At 37.6% G+C, this 14,461-nt stretch carries 29 protein-coding genes and 1 pseudogene; all 30 read left to right on the plus strand.

The window, feature by feature from the left end; translation table 11 throughout:
- Positions 1–92, plus strand: a pseudogene (locus tag BM021_RS10215) (elongation factor Tu); the annotation flags it as partial.
- A gap of 68 nt (positions 93–160) precedes the next feature.
- Complete coding sequence (gene rpsJ, locus BM021_RS10220) at positions 161–469, plus strand: 30S ribosomal protein S10 (protein WP_013966801.1); 309 nt, start codon at positions 161–163, stop codon at positions 467–469.
- A 98-nt stretch (positions 470–567) separates the two neighbouring features.
- Positions 568–1,224, plus strand: coding sequence for a 50S ribosomal protein L3 (gene rplC / locus BM021_RS10225; protein ID WP_090720936.1), 657 nt, complete (start codon positions 568–570; stop codon positions 1,222–1,224).
- A 31-nt stretch (positions 1,225–1,255) separates the two neighbouring features.
- The gene (rplD, locus tag BM021_RS10230; protein WP_090720937.1) at positions 1,256–1,873 is read left to right on the plus strand and encodes a 50S ribosomal protein L4; all 618 of its coding nucleotides are present in this window, start codon (positions 1,256–1,258) and stop codon (positions 1,871–1,873) included.
- Positions 1,870–2,205 (plus strand): 50S ribosomal protein L23, encoded by a 336-nt coding sequence (rplW, locus tag BM021_RS10235; protein ID WP_090720938.1) that lies wholly within the window; start codon positions 1,870–1,872, stop codon positions 2,203–2,205. The genes rplD and rplW overlap by 4 nt, the downstream gene beginning before the upstream one ends.
- A gap of 1 nt (position 2,206) precedes the next feature.
- Positions 2,207–3,040 (plus strand): 50S ribosomal protein L2, encoded by an 834-nt coding sequence (gene rplB / locus BM021_RS10240; protein ID WP_090720939.1) that lies wholly within the window; start codon positions 2,207–2,209, stop codon positions 3,038–3,040.
- A gap of 4 nt (positions 3,041–3,044) precedes the next feature.
- Positions 3,045–3,326 (plus strand): 30S ribosomal protein S19, encoded by a 282-nt coding sequence (rpsS, locus tag BM021_RS10245; RefSeq protein ID WP_090720940.1) that lies wholly within the window; start codon positions 3,045–3,047, stop codon positions 3,324–3,326.
- Between the two features lie 8 nt (positions 3,327–3,334).
- Positions 3,335–3,682, plus strand: coding sequence for a 50S ribosomal protein L22 (gene rplV / locus BM021_RS10250; RefSeq protein WP_090720941.1), 348 nt, complete (start codon positions 3,335–3,337; stop codon positions 3,680–3,682).
- A gap of 14 nt (positions 3,683–3,696) precedes the next feature.
- Positions 3,697–4,542, plus strand: coding sequence for a 30S ribosomal protein S3 (gene rpsC / locus BM021_RS10255; RefSeq protein ID WP_090720942.1), 846 nt, complete (start codon positions 3,697–3,699; stop codon positions 4,540–4,542).
- A complete protein-coding gene (gene rplP, locus BM021_RS10260; RefSeq protein WP_090720943.1) occupies positions 4,526–4,942 on the plus strand; it encodes a 50S ribosomal protein L16 in 417 nt (138 codons plus the stop codon). The genes rpsC and rplP overlap by 17 nt, the downstream gene beginning before the upstream one ends.
- 2 nt (positions 4,943–4,944) lie before the next feature.
- A complete protein-coding gene (gene rpmC, locus BM021_RS10265; RefSeq protein ID WP_090720944.1) occupies positions 4,945–5,145 on the plus strand; it encodes a 50S ribosomal protein L29 in 201 nt (66 codons plus the stop codon).
- A complete protein-coding gene (gene rpsQ / locus BM021_RS10270) occupies positions 5,135–5,404 on the plus strand; it encodes a 30S ribosomal protein S17 (protein WP_090720945.1) in 270 nt (89 codons plus the stop codon). Before rpmC ends, rpsQ begins: the two co-directional genes overlap by 11 nt.
- A 185-nt stretch (positions 5,405–5,589) precedes the next feature.
- A complete protein-coding gene (rplN, locus tag BM021_RS10275; protein WP_090720946.1) occupies positions 5,590–5,958 on the plus strand; it encodes a 50S ribosomal protein L14 in 369 nt (122 codons plus the stop codon).
- An 18-nt stretch (positions 5,959–5,976) separates the two neighbouring features.
- Positions 5,977–6,294: a 50S ribosomal protein L24 gene (rplX, locus tag BM021_RS10280; RefSeq protein ID WP_090720947.1), complete on the plus strand. Its 318-nt coding sequence runs from the start codon at positions 5,977–5,979 to the stop codon at positions 6,292–6,294.
- An 18-nt stretch (positions 6,295–6,312) separates the two neighbouring features.
- Positions 6,313–6,852, plus strand: coding sequence for a 50S ribosomal protein L5 (gene rplE / locus BM021_RS10285; RefSeq protein ID WP_090720948.1), 540 nt, complete (start codon positions 6,313–6,315; stop codon positions 6,850–6,852).
- Positions 6,853–6,860: 8 nt separating this feature from the next.
- Positions 6,861–7,166: a 30S ribosomal protein S14 gene (rpsN, locus tag BM021_RS10290; protein WP_090720949.1), complete on the plus strand. Its 306-nt coding sequence runs from the start codon at positions 6,861–6,863 to the stop codon at positions 7,164–7,166.
- A gap of 73 nt (positions 7,167–7,239) precedes the next feature.
- Complete coding sequence (gene rpsH, locus BM021_RS10295; RefSeq protein WP_090720950.1) at positions 7,240–7,635, plus strand: 30S ribosomal protein S8; 396 nt, start codon at positions 7,240–7,242, stop codon at positions 7,633–7,635.
- A gap of 11 nt (positions 7,636–7,646) precedes the next feature.
- Entirely contained in the window at positions 7,647–8,180 is a 534-nt protein-coding gene (gene rplF / locus BM021_RS10300) for a 50S ribosomal protein L6 (RefSeq protein WP_090720951.1), read from the plus strand.
- 11 nt (positions 8,181–8,191) lie between these two features.
- Positions 8,192–8,548, plus strand: a complete 357-nt coding sequence (gene rplR / locus BM021_RS10305; protein ID WP_090720952.1) for a 50S ribosomal protein L18 — start codon at positions 8,192–8,194, stop codon at positions 8,546–8,548.
- Between the two features lie 15 nt (positions 8,549–8,563).
- Entirely contained in the window at positions 8,564–9,100 is a 537-nt protein-coding gene (gene rpsE, locus BM021_RS10310) for a 30S ribosomal protein S5 (protein WP_090720953.1), read from the plus strand.
- Positions 9,100–9,288 (plus strand): 50S ribosomal protein L30, encoded by a 189-nt coding sequence (gene rpmD / locus BM021_RS10315; RefSeq protein ID WP_090720954.1) that lies wholly within the window; start codon positions 9,100–9,102, stop codon positions 9,286–9,288. The genes rpsE and rpmD overlap by 1 nt, the downstream gene beginning before the upstream one ends.
- Before the next feature lie 7 nt (positions 9,289–9,295).
- On the plus strand, positions 9,296–9,727 hold the full coding sequence (gene rplO / locus BM021_RS10320; protein ID WP_090720955.1) for a 50S ribosomal protein L15: 432 nt from the start codon (positions 9,296–9,298) through the stop codon (positions 9,725–9,727).
- A gap of 29 nt (positions 9,728–9,756) precedes the next feature.
- Positions 9,757–11,073: a preprotein translocase subunit SecY gene (gene secY, locus BM021_RS10325; protein WP_090720956.1), complete on the plus strand. Its 1,317-nt coding sequence runs from the start codon at positions 9,757–9,759 to the stop codon at positions 11,071–11,073.
- A gap of 14 nt (positions 11,074–11,087) precedes the next feature.
- Entirely contained in the window at positions 11,088–11,306 is a 219-nt protein-coding gene (infA, locus tag BM021_RS10330; protein WP_013647126.1) for a translation initiation factor IF-1, read from the plus strand.
- A gap of 28 nt (positions 11,307–11,334) precedes the next feature.
- Positions 11,335–11,448, plus strand: a complete 114-nt coding sequence (gene rpmJ / locus BM021_RS10335) for a 50S ribosomal protein L36 (RefSeq protein ID WP_090720957.1) — start codon at positions 11,335–11,337, stop codon at positions 11,446–11,448.
- A 32-nt stretch (positions 11,449–11,480) separates the two neighbouring features.
- The gene (gene rpsM / locus BM021_RS10340) at positions 11,481–11,840 is read left to right on the plus strand and encodes a 30S ribosomal protein S13 (protein WP_090720958.1); all 360 of its coding nucleotides are present in this window, start codon (positions 11,481–11,483) and stop codon (positions 11,838–11,840) included.
- Between the two features lie 38 nt (positions 11,841–11,878).
- Positions 11,879–12,268: a 30S ribosomal protein S11 gene (gene rpsK, locus BM021_RS10345; protein ID WP_090720959.1), complete on the plus strand. Its 390-nt coding sequence runs from the start codon at positions 11,879–11,881 to the stop codon at positions 12,266–12,268.
- A 10-nt stretch (positions 12,269–12,278) separates the two neighbouring features.
- The gene (rpsD, locus tag BM021_RS10350) at positions 12,279–12,905 is read left to right on the plus strand and encodes a 30S ribosomal protein S4 (RefSeq protein ID WP_090720960.1); all 627 of its coding nucleotides are present in this window, start codon (positions 12,279–12,281) and stop codon (positions 12,903–12,905) included.
- 44 nt (positions 12,906–12,949) lie between these two features.
- Entirely contained in the window at positions 12,950–13,954 is a 1,005-nt protein-coding gene (gene rpoA, locus BM021_RS10355; protein ID WP_090720961.1) for a DNA-directed RNA polymerase subunit alpha, read from the plus strand.
- Positions 13,941–14,339, plus strand: coding sequence for a 50S ribosomal protein L17 (gene rplQ, locus BM021_RS10360; RefSeq protein WP_090720962.1), 399 nt, complete (start codon positions 13,941–13,943; stop codon positions 14,337–14,339). The genes rpoA and rplQ overlap by 14 nt, the downstream gene beginning before the upstream one ends.
- Positions 14,340–14,461 lie beyond the last annotated feature (122 nt).

Below are 14,461 nucleotides of genomic sequence, written 5' to 3' on the forward strand. Positions count from 1 at the left end.
CACCTATTGCGATGGAAGATGGGTTGCGTTTTGCGATACGAGAAGGCGGAAGAACTGTCGGTGCTGGTGTCGTTGCAAAAATTATTGAATAGTTTGATAAGGTTATTAAAGAATAGGATTCAATAAATTAAAATTATTATAAGCTCAGGATTGAGTATATATGCAAAATCAGAAAATTAGAATTCGTCTTAAAGCCTTTGATTATCGGTTAATTGATAAATCAGCACTCGAAATAGTTGAAACGGCAAAAAGAACAGGGGCTGTTGTTAAAGGCCCTGTGCCCCTTCCGACTCGAATAGAGCGTTTTGATGTGTTGCGTTCACCTCATGTAAATAAAACATCGCGAGATCAGTTTGAGATCAGAACACATTTAAGATTGATGGATATTATTGATCCCACTGATAAGACAGTGGATGCGCTGATGAAATTAGATTTACCAGCCGGCGTAGATGTTGAAATTAAATTATAAAATTTTTATTAAGATAATAAACTAAACCATCAATAAAATTTCAATTTAAGAACACAGAACAGAAGCTAGTTAGATAAGCTCCTTTGAAAGGAAAAAAAATGAGTTTGGGACTAATCGGTCGAAAGGTCGGTATGACGCGTATATTTACTGAAAATGGGGATAGTCTACCAGTAACAGTTATTGACGTATCAAACAATCGTGTGACTCAGATCAAGAAGGTCGAAACAGATGGATACCATGCAGTTCAGTTAACTTTTGGTAAAAAAAGAGCGAATCGAGTAAATAAATCCATTGCCGGTCACTATTCCAAGGTGGGCGTAGAAGTAGGCAGTATTTTGAGAGAATTCAGAGTTGAGAATGACGATTCTCTTAAGTCACTGGAAATCGGAGCAGTGATTAAAAGCGATACTTTTAAAGTTGGCCAGAAAGTTGATGTGTCAGGAATAACAATAGGTAAAGGTTATGCAGGTGCCTTAAAACGGCACAATTTTTCTTCGAATAGAGCCAGCCATGGCAATTCAAAAGCGCATAACAAGCCTGGGTCTATTGGGATGGCACAAGATCCTGGGCGCGTTTTTCCGGGTAAGCGCATGTCAGGCCATATGGGTAATGTTAAAAGAACTATACAGAATCTTGAGATTTTAAGAATTGATAGTGAAAGAAGCTTATTACACGTCAAAGGCGCAATACCTGGCTTTAAAGGAAGTAATGTTATTATACGTCCCAGCGTAAAAACAAAGAATACTAATCAGTAAGCAGAATAAATAGTAAGAAGGTGAACAGGTAATGGAACTTAAGCTTATCGGAAAAAAAAATCAGACAGAGACTGTTGCTGTTTCTGATGTGCTTTTTAATAGAGATTACAATGAGGCGCTTGTTCATCAAGTTGTAACTTCCTATTTGTCAAATGCACGCGGTGCCACTAGAGCACAAAAGGGAAGGGCTGATGTAGCCAAATCTACAAGAAAACCATGGAGGCAAAAAGGTACGGGTAGAGCCCGTGCAGGGATGGCATCAAGTCCCATTTGGCGTGGAGGCGGGAAAATTTTTCCAAATAAGCCGGATGAAAATTTTAAGAAAAAATTAAATAAAAAAATGTACCGTGCTGGTATCAGCGTAATTTTTTCACAGCTTATCCGGGACGGACGGTTGTTAGTTACTGATACATTTAATGTAGATACTCATAAGACAAAGGAATTTTTAGCGAAATTAAAAGAAATTGGATTAAGCGAGGTCTTGGTAGTCACGCATGAAATAACCCAGAATTTATATTTATCTTCTCGAAATATTCCTCATGTCGCCGTTGTGGAAGTGAAGAATGTCGATCCGATCAGTCTTTTAAGATTCAAAAAAACTCTTATTACAATGGATGGCTTAAAGAAATTTGAGGAACTTCTCTCATGAAAAATATTAATATCGCTCATGAACGATTGTTAAAAATTATATTAGCACCTTATGTGTCGGAAAAAGCCACTTTCGTGGGAGAAAAAAATAATCAAACTATATTTCGCGTGACTACGGATGCTACTAAAAAAGAAATAAAAGCTGCTATTGAATTGTTATGGAAGGAGCAGAAAATAGAGGTCACCAATGTTCGGACTATCAATATAAAGGGAAAACAAAAAAGATTTGGACGTTTTTTAGGACGAAGAAGCAATTGGAAAAAAGCTATAGTAAGTATTAAGAAAGGGCAAGAATTGAATTTCACTAATTTTGCAACAGCAGAGGTTAAGTGATATGGCGCTGGTAAAATCAAGACCAACATCTCCGGGACGTCGTTCAGTTATTAAACTTATCAATAAAGATTTATACAAAGGCGCACCTTATAAAGGCTTAACAGAGAAACAATCTAAAATTGCTGGTCGAAATAACCATGGACGCATAACAACGAGACATCGCGGAGGCGGACATAAGCAGCATTACAGAATAATTGACTTTAAACGCGATAAAGTTGATATACCTGCGACTGTTGAACGTATAGAATACGATCCTAATCGAACGGCCAATATAGCCTTAGTATGTTATAAAGATGGTGAAAGAAGATACATTATTGCACCGAAGGGATTGAATATAGGCGCACAAATTTGTAGTGGAAAAAATGCACAGATTAAACCGGGGGATGCATTACCCTTGCGCAATATACCCGTTGGAACAGTAATTCATTGTGTTGAGTTATTGCCCGGTAAAGGGGCCCAGTTAGCTCGTTCTGCAGGTGCATCCGTGCAATTGCAAGCGAGAGAAGGAAATTATGCACAACTTAAGCTTCGCTCAGGCGAGATTCGAAAAGTCCATATTGATTGTTATGCAACTATTGGCGAAGTAGGGAATGCAGAACATAGTCTGAGATCAATTGGTAAGGCAGGGGCAATACGCTGGCGCGGAATTAGGCCAACTGTGCGAGGTGTTGCGATGAATCCAATTGATCACCCACATGGAGGAGGAGAAGGTAGAACTTCCGCAGGTAGACATCCTGTTAGTCCATGGGGGGTACCTGCAAAAGGTTATAGAACAAGAAGTAATAAAAGAACTGAAGTGATGATAGTCCGTCACAGATATTCAAAGAAAGGATAATTATATGGCACGTTCAGTAAAAAAAGGCCCCTTTGTTGATGTTCATTTATTGGAAAAAATAGAAAAAGCGCGTAGCACGAATGATAAAAGACCCATTAAAACATGGTCTAGACGATCTACGATATTGCCAGATTTTATTGGAATGACGGTGGCAGTTCATAATGGCAAACAACATATACCAATTTTTGTAACCGAAAATATGGTTGGTCATAAGTTTGGCGAGTTTTCACTCACGCGTACCTTTAAAGGTCATGCTGGTGATAAGAAAGCTGTTACGAAGCGATAGGAATAACGATGGAAACAACTGCGATATTGCGAGGTATTCGCTTGTCAGCCCAGAAAGGACGTTTGGTAGCTGATCAAATCCGAGGATTACCTGTAGAAAAGGCATTACATATCCTGGCATTTAGTCCAAAGAAAGGTGCGGGTATTATACGGAAGTTGTTGGAATCAGCAATAGCTAATGCTGAGCACAATGATGGAGCTGATATAGATGAGCTTAAAGTATCAGCAATTCTCGTAGATCGCGGCACATCAATGAAGCGTACAAGCGCACGAGCAAAAGGACGGGGTAATAGAATTGTAAAGCCTACTTGTCATATATCACTCACAGTCGGTGATAGCATCGGTCATACTAAATAAAGGTACTAACTGATATGGGTCAAAAAATTCATCCAACCGGTTTTCGTCTTTCAGTTCAAAGAAACTGGTTGTCTAGATGGTATGCGAATAGTAATAATTTTGCGACTATGCTCAACGAAGATATAAAAGTTCGGGCTTTTCTCAATGATAAATTAAAAAATGCCTCTGTTGGGAGGGTATTAATTGAAAGACCTTCCAAGAATGCAAGAATAACTATTTTTAGCTCTCGTCCTGGTGTTGTGATTGGAAAAAAAGGCGAGGATATTGAAGTGCTGCGAGCTGAATTACAAAAAAGAATGGGGGTCCCTGTTCATGTTAATATTGAGGAGATACGGAAGCCCGAGCTAGATGCACAACTGATCGCCGATAATATAGCCCAGCAATTAGAAAAAAGAATTATGTTTCGCCGAGCCATGAAACGTGCCATGCAAAATGCAATGAGATTGGGTGCTCAAGGAATTAAAATCATGAGTTCTGGTAGACTCAATGGAATCGAAATAGCACGAACTGAATGGTATCGAGAAGGAAGAGTACCATTACATACATTAAGAGCTGATCTTGATTATGGTACATCAGAAGCTAGAACAACTTATGGGGTTATCGGTATAAAAGTTTGGATTTTTAAGGGAGAAGTGCTCGGAAAGGGCGATGAAGCTAATGTACTAACTTCAAATACTTCATCTGTTGACAATGAAAAAAAGAAGAGTATTAAAAAAGCATCTACTTCTTTCGCTAAGCCTATTAATTCAAAAAATAAAGATCTCAATGTGGAAGGTATTGAAGACTTAAATGAGAGTGCTAGTGATATGGTAAGAAATGAGTATGTAGACTCTGGAGATAATAATGCTACAGCCAGCTAGGACTAAATTTCGAAAACAGCAAAAGGGACGAAACACTGGTATGGCAACCCGTGGTGTAAAAGTAAGCTTTGGTGAATTTGGGCTTAAAGCAATTGGTAGGGGAAGACTAACCGCACGTCAGATAGAAGCTGCGCGACGAGCCATGACCAGGCATATCAAAAGAGGTGGACGGATCTGGATTCGAATTTTCCCTGATAAACCGATATCACATAAACCAGCCGAAGTTAGAATGGGTAAGGGTAAGGGGAGTCCGGAATATTTTGTGGCAGAAATACAGCCTGGAAAAATGCTATATGAAATGGATGGGGTTAATGAAGAATTGGCCAGAGAAGCATTTCGATTAGCTGCCGCTAAGCTACCTATCAGAACAATGTTTACAGTAAGACAAATTGGTGGATAGTTATGAAAGCGAGTGAATTGAGAAAAAAGCAATTACATGAATTAAATAGTGAGCTCGTTGCTCTGTTAAAAGCACATTTTGGATTAAGAATGCAATTGGCAACGCAGCAACTTTCCAATACTAAGCAGCTAAAATTAATTAAAAAAGATATTGCACGAGTAAAAACTGTTATAACTCAGAAATTAAGCAACCATGACAAGTGAAAAAATTAGACGTACTTTGAGTGGAAGGGTTACAAGTAATAAAATGGACAAAACTGTAACTGTGTTGGTAGAGCGTAGACTAAAGCATCCTCTTTATGGAAAATTTATTACCCGTTCGAAAAAATATCATGCACATGATGATAATAATCAATTTTCTATTGGCGATAATGTACTTATTGAAGAGTGTAGACCTATATCTAAAACCAAGAGTTGGAGAATAATAGGGTCATTAAAAAATGAATCTAATAAATTAGAATAATAAATTGTACGAAAAAATACTATTTGCTAGACATTAAGTAAAATCATTCTTGTTTATAGTCTTATTGGCAGGTAAAATAATCGGTTTTTGCGAGTCTTCGAATGTAAACGCGAAGCTAGTGAAGTGATGAACAGTTAACAGCTCGTTATCTACGTTGATCCATAGAAAATTAAAGAGCGAATAAAATGATTCAAATGCAATCAATATTAAAAGTGGCTGATAACACAGGTGCTCGATCTATTATGTGTATCAAGGTACTAGGTGGATCAAAAAGACAGTATGCCGGTATTGGCGACATCATTAAAGTAAGCATAAAGGATGCAGCCCCAAGAGGTCGTGTGAAGAAAGGTGAGGTTTACAACGCCGTTATTGTTAGAACAGCTAAAGGCATACGACGAATTGATGGCTCTTTATTAAAGTTTGATGAGAATGCAGCTGTGTTATTAAATAATAAGCTTGAGCCTATTGGAACGCGGATTTTTGGTCCTGTTACTAGAGAACTAAGAAACGCACGTTTTATGAAAATCGTATCACTGGCTCCAGAAGTGTTGTAGCTGATAACAGGAAAAGATATGCGGAAGTTAAAAAAAGGTGATGATGTCGTAATTATTGCAGGTAAAGACAAGGGTAAAAGAGGTTTAATTTTAAGAGTTGAGAGCCCTAGCCAAGTCGTCGTACAAGGTGTTAATTCTGTTAAGAAGCATCAGAAGCCGAACCCCGCAAAAGGCAGTATTGGTGGGATTATAGATAGAGAGATGCCTATACATGTTTCAAATGTTGCAATTTATAATTTCGCTTCAAAACAGACAGATCGAGTAGGATTTAAAATAGATATAAATAAAAATAAAACTCGCATATATAAATCCACGGGCGAAGTAATTGAATCATAATTTGAGGAAACGAAGTCTATGGCACGGCTACAAGAATATTATCGTAATACTGTTACTAAACAGTTAATCGATCAATTTAAATATAAATCTGTGATGGAAGTCCCTCGTATTATTAAAATTACGCTTAATATGGGGCTAGGCGAAGCTACAACAGATAAGAAAATAATTGAGCATGCCTTGTCTGATATGAAAAAGATCTGCGGTCAACAACCTGTAGTAACAAGAGCGAGGAAATCTATTGCAACTTTTAAAGTGAGAGAAGCATATCCCATCGGATGCATGGTTACGTTAAGAGGTGTAAGAATGTATGAATTCCTAGACAGATTGATAACAATTGCAATTCCTCGAATTCGTGATTTTCGCGGAATCTCAGGAAAGTCTTTTGATGGCAGAGGAAATTATAACATGGGCATAAAAGAACAGATTATATTTCCTGAGATTGACTACGATAAGATCGATACATTGCGCGGCATGAATATATCGATTACTACGACGGCTAAGGGTGATGTTGAAGCTAGAGCATTGCTGTCTGCTTTTAGTTTTCCGTTTAAGAACTGAGGGTTGAGATGGCTAAGCTTGCTATTATTAATAGAAATATTAAAAGACAAAAGATAGTTCGTAAATATACTGAGCAGCGTTCTGTACTGAACAAAATAATAAATAATCCGAACTTTACTGATGAGGAGCGATATAACGCTCGCATTAAGTTGCAAAAACTTCCCAGAGATTCTAGTCCGGTTCGTTTAAGAAATAGATGTGCGCTAACAGGAAGACCGCGTGGTATATATTCAAAATTTGGTCTTGGAAGAAGCAAGCTTAGAGATATCGCGATGAGTGGTAAAATACCCGGAATAATCAAAGCTAGCTGGTGATGAGCTTGGCTTAGCAATATAGATTAAATATTGTTAAGAAATAGTGATAATTTTAAATATTTAAGGTGTTGTTATGAGTATGAGTGATCCAATTGCTGATATGTTAACTCGAATACGTAATGCGCAATTGGCAAAAAAGAAAACCGTTAATATACCGAACTCGCGTATCAAATTAGCTATAACGAATGTGCTAAAAGACGAGGGTTATATTGAAAGTTATCGTATTAATAATGACGGTAATAAAAGCTCACTCGCGATAACCCTTAAGTATTATTCTGGAGCACCTGTTATTGAAAATATTAAGCGTGTAAGTAAACCAGGTTTGAGAATATATAAAAGTAGAGAGAATTTGCCAAATATTATGAATGGATTAGGGATTGCTATTGTATCTACATCGAAAGGTGTAATGACAGAGCGAAAAGCTCGTTTAGCCGGTATAGGTGGTGAATTATTATGCATTATCGTTTAAAGGACTTTTAAATGTCACGAGTAAGTAATAATCCAATCTCCATACCTTCAAATGTCGTGATTGACATTACACCTCTAGAAATTTCTATCAAAGGCCCTTTAGGAAATTTGAGACAGGCGCTTACAGATGATGTCTTGCTAGAACAGAGCGACAATGTTTTAAGGGTTAAAGCATCTAATGATTCTAAGCATGCTAACTCCATATCTGGAACTATTCGTGCACTCATAGCTAACATGATACGAGGAGTCTCAGTTGGATTTGAAAAAAAATTATTGCTAGTTGGGGTAGGGTATAGAGCGCAGCCTAGTGCAAATAAAATAAATTTAGCATTAGGCTTTTCACATCCTATTGATCATATAGTTCCTGAAGGAATTTCAATTGAAACGCCTTCACAAACTGAAATAATTATTAGAGGGATAGATAAACAAAAGGTAGGACAAACGGCTGCAGAAATACGCGCTTATAGAAAACCTGAACCCTATAAAGGGAAAGGCGTGCGATACTCTGATGAAGTTATCATTCTTAAAGAAACAAAGAAAAAATAATTGAGTTGAAAATGCTGAACTTAAAAGAAAAACGAATTAGGCGCTCCCAAAAGACTCGAAAAAAAATTAGTGAACTCGGTGTAGTACGATTGTCTGTTCATCGTACTAATTTGCACATTTACGCTCAACTTATAGATAATAAAAGTAAAAAAGTAATAACGAGCGCATCAACCTTGGAGCCTGATGTACGTAATGAAATGTCGTCTGGCAGTAACATTGCAGCAGCAGCTTTTATTGGAAAGCGAATAGCTGAGAAAGGAAGAAAATGCGGAATCTCGCAGATAGCTTTTGATAGAGCAGGCTATAAATATCACGGTCGAGTAAAAGCATTGGCTGAAGCAGCTCGCGAAAATGGTCTTAAATTCTAGAGAAAAGGTTTCATAATGGCCAAAATTGGTAAAGCAGGTGATAAAGTAATTGGACCTGAAGAAAGTAGTGATGATTTGCGGGAAAAGATGGTAGCCATCAATAGAGTTACGAAGGTTGTGAAAGGCGGACGCATACTTGGGTTTGCCGCACTTACCGTTGTTGGCGATGGCGATGGTAGTGTGGGCATGGGCAAAGGAAAGTCGCGTGAGGTTCCAATAGCAGTTCAGAAAGCAATGGACGAGGCGCGCAGAAAGATGATAAAAGTCAAGCTGAAAGGTGGAACCATTTATCATCCTGTTGTTGGATCACATGGTGCTGCTAAAGTGTATTTACAGCCAGCACCAGAGGGCACTGGAATTATAGCAGGTGGTCCTATGCGAGCTATATTTGAAGTGATGGGGATGACCAATATTCTGGCAAAATGTATCGGCTCAACAAACCCTTACAATGTTGTTAGAGCAACACTTAATGGATTAAGTGCTATGAATACACCCGCTTATATTGCAGCGAAGCGAGGAAAGACTATTAAGGAAGTACTTGGGCAAGAATAATGATAGATAAAAAACGAAAATTAATTAAAGTGACTCTTGTAAAAAGTGTCATTGGAACAAAAAAATCTCATCGCGCAACTGTTCGTGGCCTGGGGCTGAAGAAATTAAATAGCTCTTCAATTCTCGCTGATACACCTGAAACACGTGGAATGGTCCATAAAGTTAATTATCTTTTAAAATGTGACTAGCATAATTATGTATTTGAATTCAATAAAACCAGCCGATGGTGCAAAAAAGAATAAAACAAGAGTTGGTCGAGGCATAGGATCAGGTTTTGGAAAAACCTGTGGACGTGGCCATAAAGGACAAAAATCAAGAGCAGGTGGTTTTCATAAAGTTGGATTTGAAGGAGGTCAAATGCCAATTCAACGTCGGCTACCTAAAAGAGGTTTTACTACTTTGAGCAACCGTAGATATCATCGATTGAGATTTTCTGAATTGAATACATTGCAAGATGCCGAAATCAATATCATGTTATTGAAAAAACATAATATTATTCCAGATAGCGCTAAAAAAGTTAAAATTTACAAATCGGGTAGTTTTGAACGGAGAATAAATTTGGAAGGCATTGCTGTAACTTGCGGTGTAAAAAAAGCTATAGAAATGGCTGGTGGAACGATTTCGTAGAAGCTGGGCAATAATTGGGCTATAAGAAAATGTCAAATAAATCTGTTGATAAATTCGCTGAACTAAAGCGTCGCTTATGGTTTCTATTGCTTGCATTGGTAGTGTATAGAATAGGTGCGCATGTTCCTGTACCCGGCATAGACCCAATTGTACTAAAAGATCTGTTCGAATCTCAAGAAAGCGGTGTTCTAGGCATGTTCAATATGTTTTCAGGCGGTGCTCTCTCTAGATTCTCGATTTTTGCGCTTGGCATTATGCCATATATATCCGCTTCAATCATAATGCAACTAGGTACTGTAGCTGTTCCTTATCTTGAAGCTTTAAAAAAAGAAGGCGAAAGTGGAAGAAGAAAAATTACCCAGTACACTCGTTATGGAACTTTAGCATTAGCGCTTGTTCAAAGTTATGGCATTTCTATCGCATTACAGTCGCAGGCTGGATTAGTCATAGCACCTGGCACGATGTTTATATTAACTACGGTTATTACATTGGTAACGGGTACTATTTTTTTGATGTGGCTGGGTGAACAAATTACTGAGCGAGGCATAGGTAATGGGATTTCTTTGATTATTTTTGCAGGCATTGCTGCGGGATTGCCCAGTGCAATCGGAGGAACTTTAGATTTGGTTAGCACCGGATCTATGCATTTTTTAGTAGCCCTAGGTATTTTTATTGTAGCGGCATTAATTACAGGTCTTGTGGTTTTTGTTGAAAAAGGTCAAAGAAGAATACTGGTAAATTACGCAAAGCGACAGGTCGGGCGTAAGGTTTATGGCGGTCAGAGCTCACATTTGCCTTTAAAGCTTAATATGGCTGGTGTTATTCCTCCTATTTTTGCTTCTAGCATTATTTTATTTCCTGCAACGTTAGCTGGCTGGTTTGCTAGCGGTGAATCTATGCTTTGGTTAAAAGATCTTAGTGCTGCTTTATCTCCTGGACAGCCAATTTATGTAATTCTTTATGCTATTATGATCATTTTCTTTTGCTTTTTTTATACTGCACTTGTATTTAATCCGAAAGAAACTGCTGACAATCTTAAAAAAAGTGGTGCTTTTATACCTGGTATACGCCCAGGGGATCAGACTACGCGTTATATTGAAAGAATCATGCTGCGATTGACATTGACAGGATCAATATATGTAACGCTTGTATGCTTGCTACCTGAATTTTTAATTCTAAAATGGAATGTGCCTTTTTATTTTGGCGGTACTTCTCTTTTAATTATAGTTATTGTTACTATGGATTTTATGTCACAAATTCAATCCCATGTGATGTCATCACAGTACGATAGTCTATTGAAAAAGGCCAATTTTAAAGGTAGCACTGGAAGAATTCCTATCAAATAAATTTATATAAATTAATGGCTAAAGAAGAAACAATACAGATGCAAGGTGAGATTCTTGAAACACTCCCTAATGCAACGTTTAGAGTTAAACTTGAAAATGGTCATATAGTACTTGGTCATATATCTGGAAAGATGCGTATGCATTATATAAGAATATTACCAGGCGATAAGGTAACAGTTGATTTAACGCCTTATGATTTAACACGTGCAAGAATAACCTTTCGTGCTAAATAATAGGGGATATTGATGAGGAATTTTATTAATGAAAGTAAATGCATCTGTAAAGAGATTTTGTAGGAATTGTAAAGTAATTCGCCGAAATCGAGTTGTACGAGTAATTTGTACTGATCCTCGACACAAGCAGCGGCAAGGTTAAATAAAATCCAAAAACATAAACAGGAAGATTAAATGGCGCGTATTGCTGGCGTAAATATTCCAAATCATCAGCATGTAGGTATAGCTCTTACAGCAATCTATGGAATTGGAAGATCAAGCTCTAAAAGTATTTGTAAATCTGTTGGAATTGAAACAGATATAAAAATAAAAGACTTGTCGGATGAACAAATTGATCAATTACGTGATCATATTACAAAGCTAACAATTGAAGGTGATTTACGCAGAGAAGTTTCCATGAATATTAAACGATTAATGGATCTTGGATGCTATCGTGGTTTACGACACCGTCGAGGTCTTCCTGTACGAGGTCAGCGCACGCGCACCAATGCTAGAACTCGAAAAGGACCTCGTAAAGCAGTAAGGGCGAGATAAATTTTTGTTGAATATTTAAAATTAGGAATTCTATTTTTATGGTTAAGACAGCTTCTCGCGTACGTAAGAAAGTAAAAAAGAATATCTCAGAAGGTGTAGCACATATTCATGCTTCTTTTAATAATACTATAGTAACTATAACCGATAGACAAGGAAATGCTCTTTCTTGGGCTACCTCTGGAGGAGCTGGCTTTAAAGGATCACGCAAAAGCACACCATTTGCGGCTCAAGTTGCTGCTGAAAATGCTAGCAAAATTGCGATGGATTGTGGCGTTAAGAACTTGGAAGTTAGAATCAAAGGACCGGGACCAGGAAGAGATTCGGCCGTTCGGGCTTTGAATGCAGCTGGTTTTAAAATTACGAGTATTTCTGATGTGACACCTGTCCCGCATAATGGATGCCGTCCACCCAAAAAACGCCGTATTTGAGGAGAATGCATTGGCTAGAAATCTTGAACCTAAATGTAAGCAGTGTCGCCGCGAAGGCGAAAAATTATTCTTAAAAGGCGAAAAATGTTTTACAGATAAATGCGCAATTGAAAGAAGAAATTATCCTCCCGGACAACATGGACAAAAAAAAGGAAGATTATCCGATTATGGCGGTCAGCTTCGTGAAAAACAAAAGGTTAGAAGGATCTATGGAATATTAGAACGACAATTTCGCAATATTTACAAGACTGCCGATAAAAGCAGGGATATTACGGGCGATACTTTATTGCAATTACTTGAAAGCCGCCTTGATAGTGTAGCTTATCATATGGGCTTTGGTTCATCACGCGCCGAAGCAAGACAAGTTGTAAGACACAACTGTATTCTTGTTAATGGTAAACGTGTTAATGTGCCAACCTATTTAGTCAAAGCTGGTGATATTATTGAAGTTGCAAATAATGCTAAAAATCAATTACGTATTAAGGCAGCTTTAGATACAGCTGATAATCGCCATTTTCCATCATGGATAGAAGTAAACGTTAAAGAAATGAAAGGCACTTTTAAAGCTAAACCAGATCGTTCAGAATTACCCGCAACAATTAATGAATCATTGGTTGTGGAATTATACTCCAAGTAATTAATTTTCTATTGGTTTGCTTTATGTAAAAGGACCTTACTACTATGCAGGGTAATGAATTATTAACGCCTCGTATTATTGATGTTCAAAATATATCACCACTACATGCTAAGGTTGTTATGGAACCCTTCGAAAGAGGGTATGGGCATACCTTAGGAAATGCACTGCGTCGGATTCTTTTGTCATCTATGACAGGCTATGCGCCCACTGAAGTAAAAATCGCTGGTGTCGTTCACGAATATTCCGCGCTTGATGGTGTGCAGGAAGATGTGGTTGATATTTTGTTGAATATAAAAGGAATAATATTAAAATTACATGGCAATAATGAAGCTATACTTTCCTTAAAAAAATCTGGTAAGGGCGTTGTTACAGCTAGTGATATAGAAATTAGTCATGATGTTGAAATTCTGAACCCTGATCATGTTATTGCTCATTTAACAGCTGACGGAAAAATTGATATCCAATTAAAGGTGGAAAAAGGGCGTGGATATGTTCCTGCTACTGTAAGAAAAAGCAAAGATTCTGATAAAACAATAGGTACAATTTTATTAGATGCGTCTTTCAGTCCCATCAGACGAGTTAGTTATACCGTTGAAAGTGCTCGTGTTGAACAAAGAACCGATTTAGATAAACTCATCATGGATCTCGAAACAAATGGAATTGTTGAACCCGAGGAGGCAATTCGGTACGCTGCACGAATTCTAGTTCAGCAATTATCCGTTTTTGCGGATTTAGAGAGCACTCCAGTTGCTAAGGAGCAGCCACAAATTCCATCGATTGACCCTATTTTGTTGCGTCCAGTTGATGATTTAGAGCTTACCGTTAGATCTGCTAATTGTCTTAAGGTTGAAAATATTTATTATATAGGGGATCTGATTCAACGCACAGAAGCTGAATTGCTGCGCACTCCAAATCTAGGAAGAAAGTCCCTTAATGAGATAAAGGAAGTATTAGCTGCACGCGACCTTTCATTAGGTATGAAATTAGATAATTGGCCACCGCCTAATCTTGATAATATTGCTAAGGATTTGAATCATGCGCCACAATAACGGCTTAAGAAAGTTAAACCGATCAAGTAGTCATCGTACAGCTATGTTTCGCAATATGAGCAACTCATTGTTGAGACATGAGGTTATTACCACTACCTTACCGAAAGCCAAAGAGCTTAGGAAATATGTCGAGCCTGTTATAACTTTAGGAAAAAAACCAACTTTGTCTAATCGTAGATTAGCTTTTAATAAGCTTCGGGATCGAGAAATTGTGACTAAGCTATTTTCAGAATTAGGACCACGTTACGAAACACGACCTGGTGGATATTTGCGAATTCTCAAGTATGGTTTTAGAAAAGGCGATAATGCACCAATGGCGTTTGTTGAGCTAGTAGATAGACCAGATAATGAACAAACTTCTAAATCAGCAAACACTGAAGAGTAAATCATAATTCTTTATTATTTATGTGGCATCCATCATTAAAATAACTTTTTTCTTCTATTGTCTTACTTTTAATAGAGGAGTCTATTAGTAGGATCCAGACTTTTATCGATTTATGATCCTAC

The sequence above is a fragment of the Nitrosomonas sp. Nm166 genome (genome assembly GCF_900112825.1).
In the GTDB taxonomy this organism is placed as follows: Bacteria; Pseudomonadota; Gammaproteobacteria; order Burkholderiales; family Nitrosomonadaceae; genus Nitrosomonas.

Excerpts from the sequence above, each read along its gene's own strand:
- rplC (WP_090720936.1), top strand. The coding sequence starts at position 568 with ATGAGTTTGGGACTAATCGGTCGAAAGGTCGGTATGACGCGTATATTT.
- rpsN (WP_090720949.1), top strand. The coding sequence starts at position 6,861 with ATGGCTAAGCTTGCTATTATTAATAGAAATATTAAAAGACAAAAGATA.
- rpmC (WP_090720944.1), top strand. The coding sequence starts at position 4,945 with ATGAAAGCGAGTGAATTGAGAAAAAAGCAATTACATGAATTAAATAGT.
- rpoA (WP_090720961.1), top strand. The coding sequence starts at position 12,950 with ATGCAGGGTAATGAATTATTAACGCCTCGTATTATTGATGTTCAAAAT.
- rpsH (WP_090720950.1), top strand. The coding sequence starts at position 7,240 with ATGAGTATGAGTGATCCAATTGCTGATATGTTAACTCGAATACGTAAT.
- infA (WP_013647126.1), top strand. The coding sequence starts at position 11,088 with ATGGCTAAAGAAGAAACAATACAGATGCAAGGTGAGATTCTTGAAACA.
- rpsM (WP_090720958.1), top strand. The coding sequence starts at position 11,481 with ATGGCGCGTATTGCTGGCGTAAATATTCCAAATCATCAGCATGTAGGT.
- secY (WP_090720956.1), top strand. The coding sequence starts at position 9,757 with ATGTCAAATAAATCTGTTGATAAATTCGCTGAACTAAAGCGTCGCTTA.
- rpsC (WP_090720942.1), top strand. The coding sequence starts at position 3,697 with ATGGGTCAAAAAATTCATCCAACCGGTTTTCGTCTTTCAGTTCAAAGA.
- rpsQ (WP_090720945.1), top strand. The coding sequence starts at position 5,135 with ATGACAAGTGAAAAAATTAGACGTACTTTGAGTGGAAGGGTTACAAGT.
- rplW (WP_090720938.1), top strand. The coding sequence starts at position 1,870 with ATGAAAAATATTAATATCGCTCATGAACGATTGTTAAAAATTATATTA.
- rpsS (WP_090720940.1), top strand. The coding sequence starts at position 3,045 with ATGGCACGTTCAGTAAAAAAAGGCCCCTTTGTTGATGTTCATTTATTG.
- rplF (WP_090720951.1), top strand. The coding sequence starts at position 7,647 with ATGTCACGAGTAAGTAATAATCCAATCTCCATACCTTCAAATGTCGTG.
- rplR (WP_090720952.1), top strand. The coding sequence starts at position 8,192 with ATGCTGAACTTAAAAGAAAAACGAATTAGGCGCTCCCAAAAGACTCGA.
- rplX (WP_090720947.1), top strand. The coding sequence starts at position 5,977 with ATGCGGAAGTTAAAAAAAGGTGATGATGTCGTAATTATTGCAGGTAAA.
- rplN (WP_090720946.1), top strand. The coding sequence starts at position 5,590 with ATGATTCAAATGCAATCAATATTAAAAGTGGCTGATAACACAGGTGCT.
- rpsJ (WP_013966801.1), top strand. The coding sequence starts at position 161 with ATGCAAAATCAGAAAATTAGAATTCGTCTTAAAGCCTTTGATTATCGG.
- rpsE (WP_090720953.1), top strand. The coding sequence starts at position 8,564 with ATGGCCAAAATTGGTAAAGCAGGTGATAAAGTAATTGGACCTGAAGAA.
- rplV (WP_090720941.1), top strand. The coding sequence starts at position 3,335 with ATGGAAACAACTGCGATATTGCGAGGTATTCGCTTGTCAGCCCAGAAA.
- rplE (WP_090720948.1), top strand. The coding sequence starts at position 6,313 with ATGGCACGGCTACAAGAATATTATCGTAATACTGTTACTAAACAGTTA.
- rplQ (WP_090720962.1), top strand. The coding sequence starts at position 13,941 with ATGCGCCACAATAACGGCTTAAGAAAGTTAAACCGATCAAGTAGTCAT.
- rpmD (WP_090720954.1), top strand. The coding sequence starts at position 9,100 with ATGATAGATAAAAAACGAAAATTAATTAAAGTGACTCTTGTAAAAAGT.
- rplD (WP_090720937.1), top strand. The coding sequence starts at position 1,256 with ATGGAACTTAAGCTTATCGGAAAAAAAAATCAGACAGAGACTGTTGCT.
- rplO (WP_090720955.1), top strand. The coding sequence starts at position 9,296 with ATGTATTTGAATTCAATAAAACCAGCCGATGGTGCAAAAAAGAATAAA.
- rplB (WP_090720939.1), top strand. The coding sequence starts at position 2,207 with ATGGCGCTGGTAAAATCAAGACCAACATCTCCGGGACGTCGTTCAGTT.
- rpmJ (WP_090720957.1), top strand. The coding sequence starts at position 11,335 with ATGAAAGTAAATGCATCTGTAAAGAGATTTTGTAGGAATTGTAAAGTA.
- rplP (WP_090720943.1), top strand. The coding sequence starts at position 4,526 with ATGCTACAGCCAGCTAGGACTAAATTTCGAAAACAGCAAAAGGGACGA.
- rpsK (WP_090720959.1), top strand. The coding sequence starts at position 11,879 with ATGGTTAAGACAGCTTCTCGCGTACGTAAGAAAGTAAAAAAGAATATC.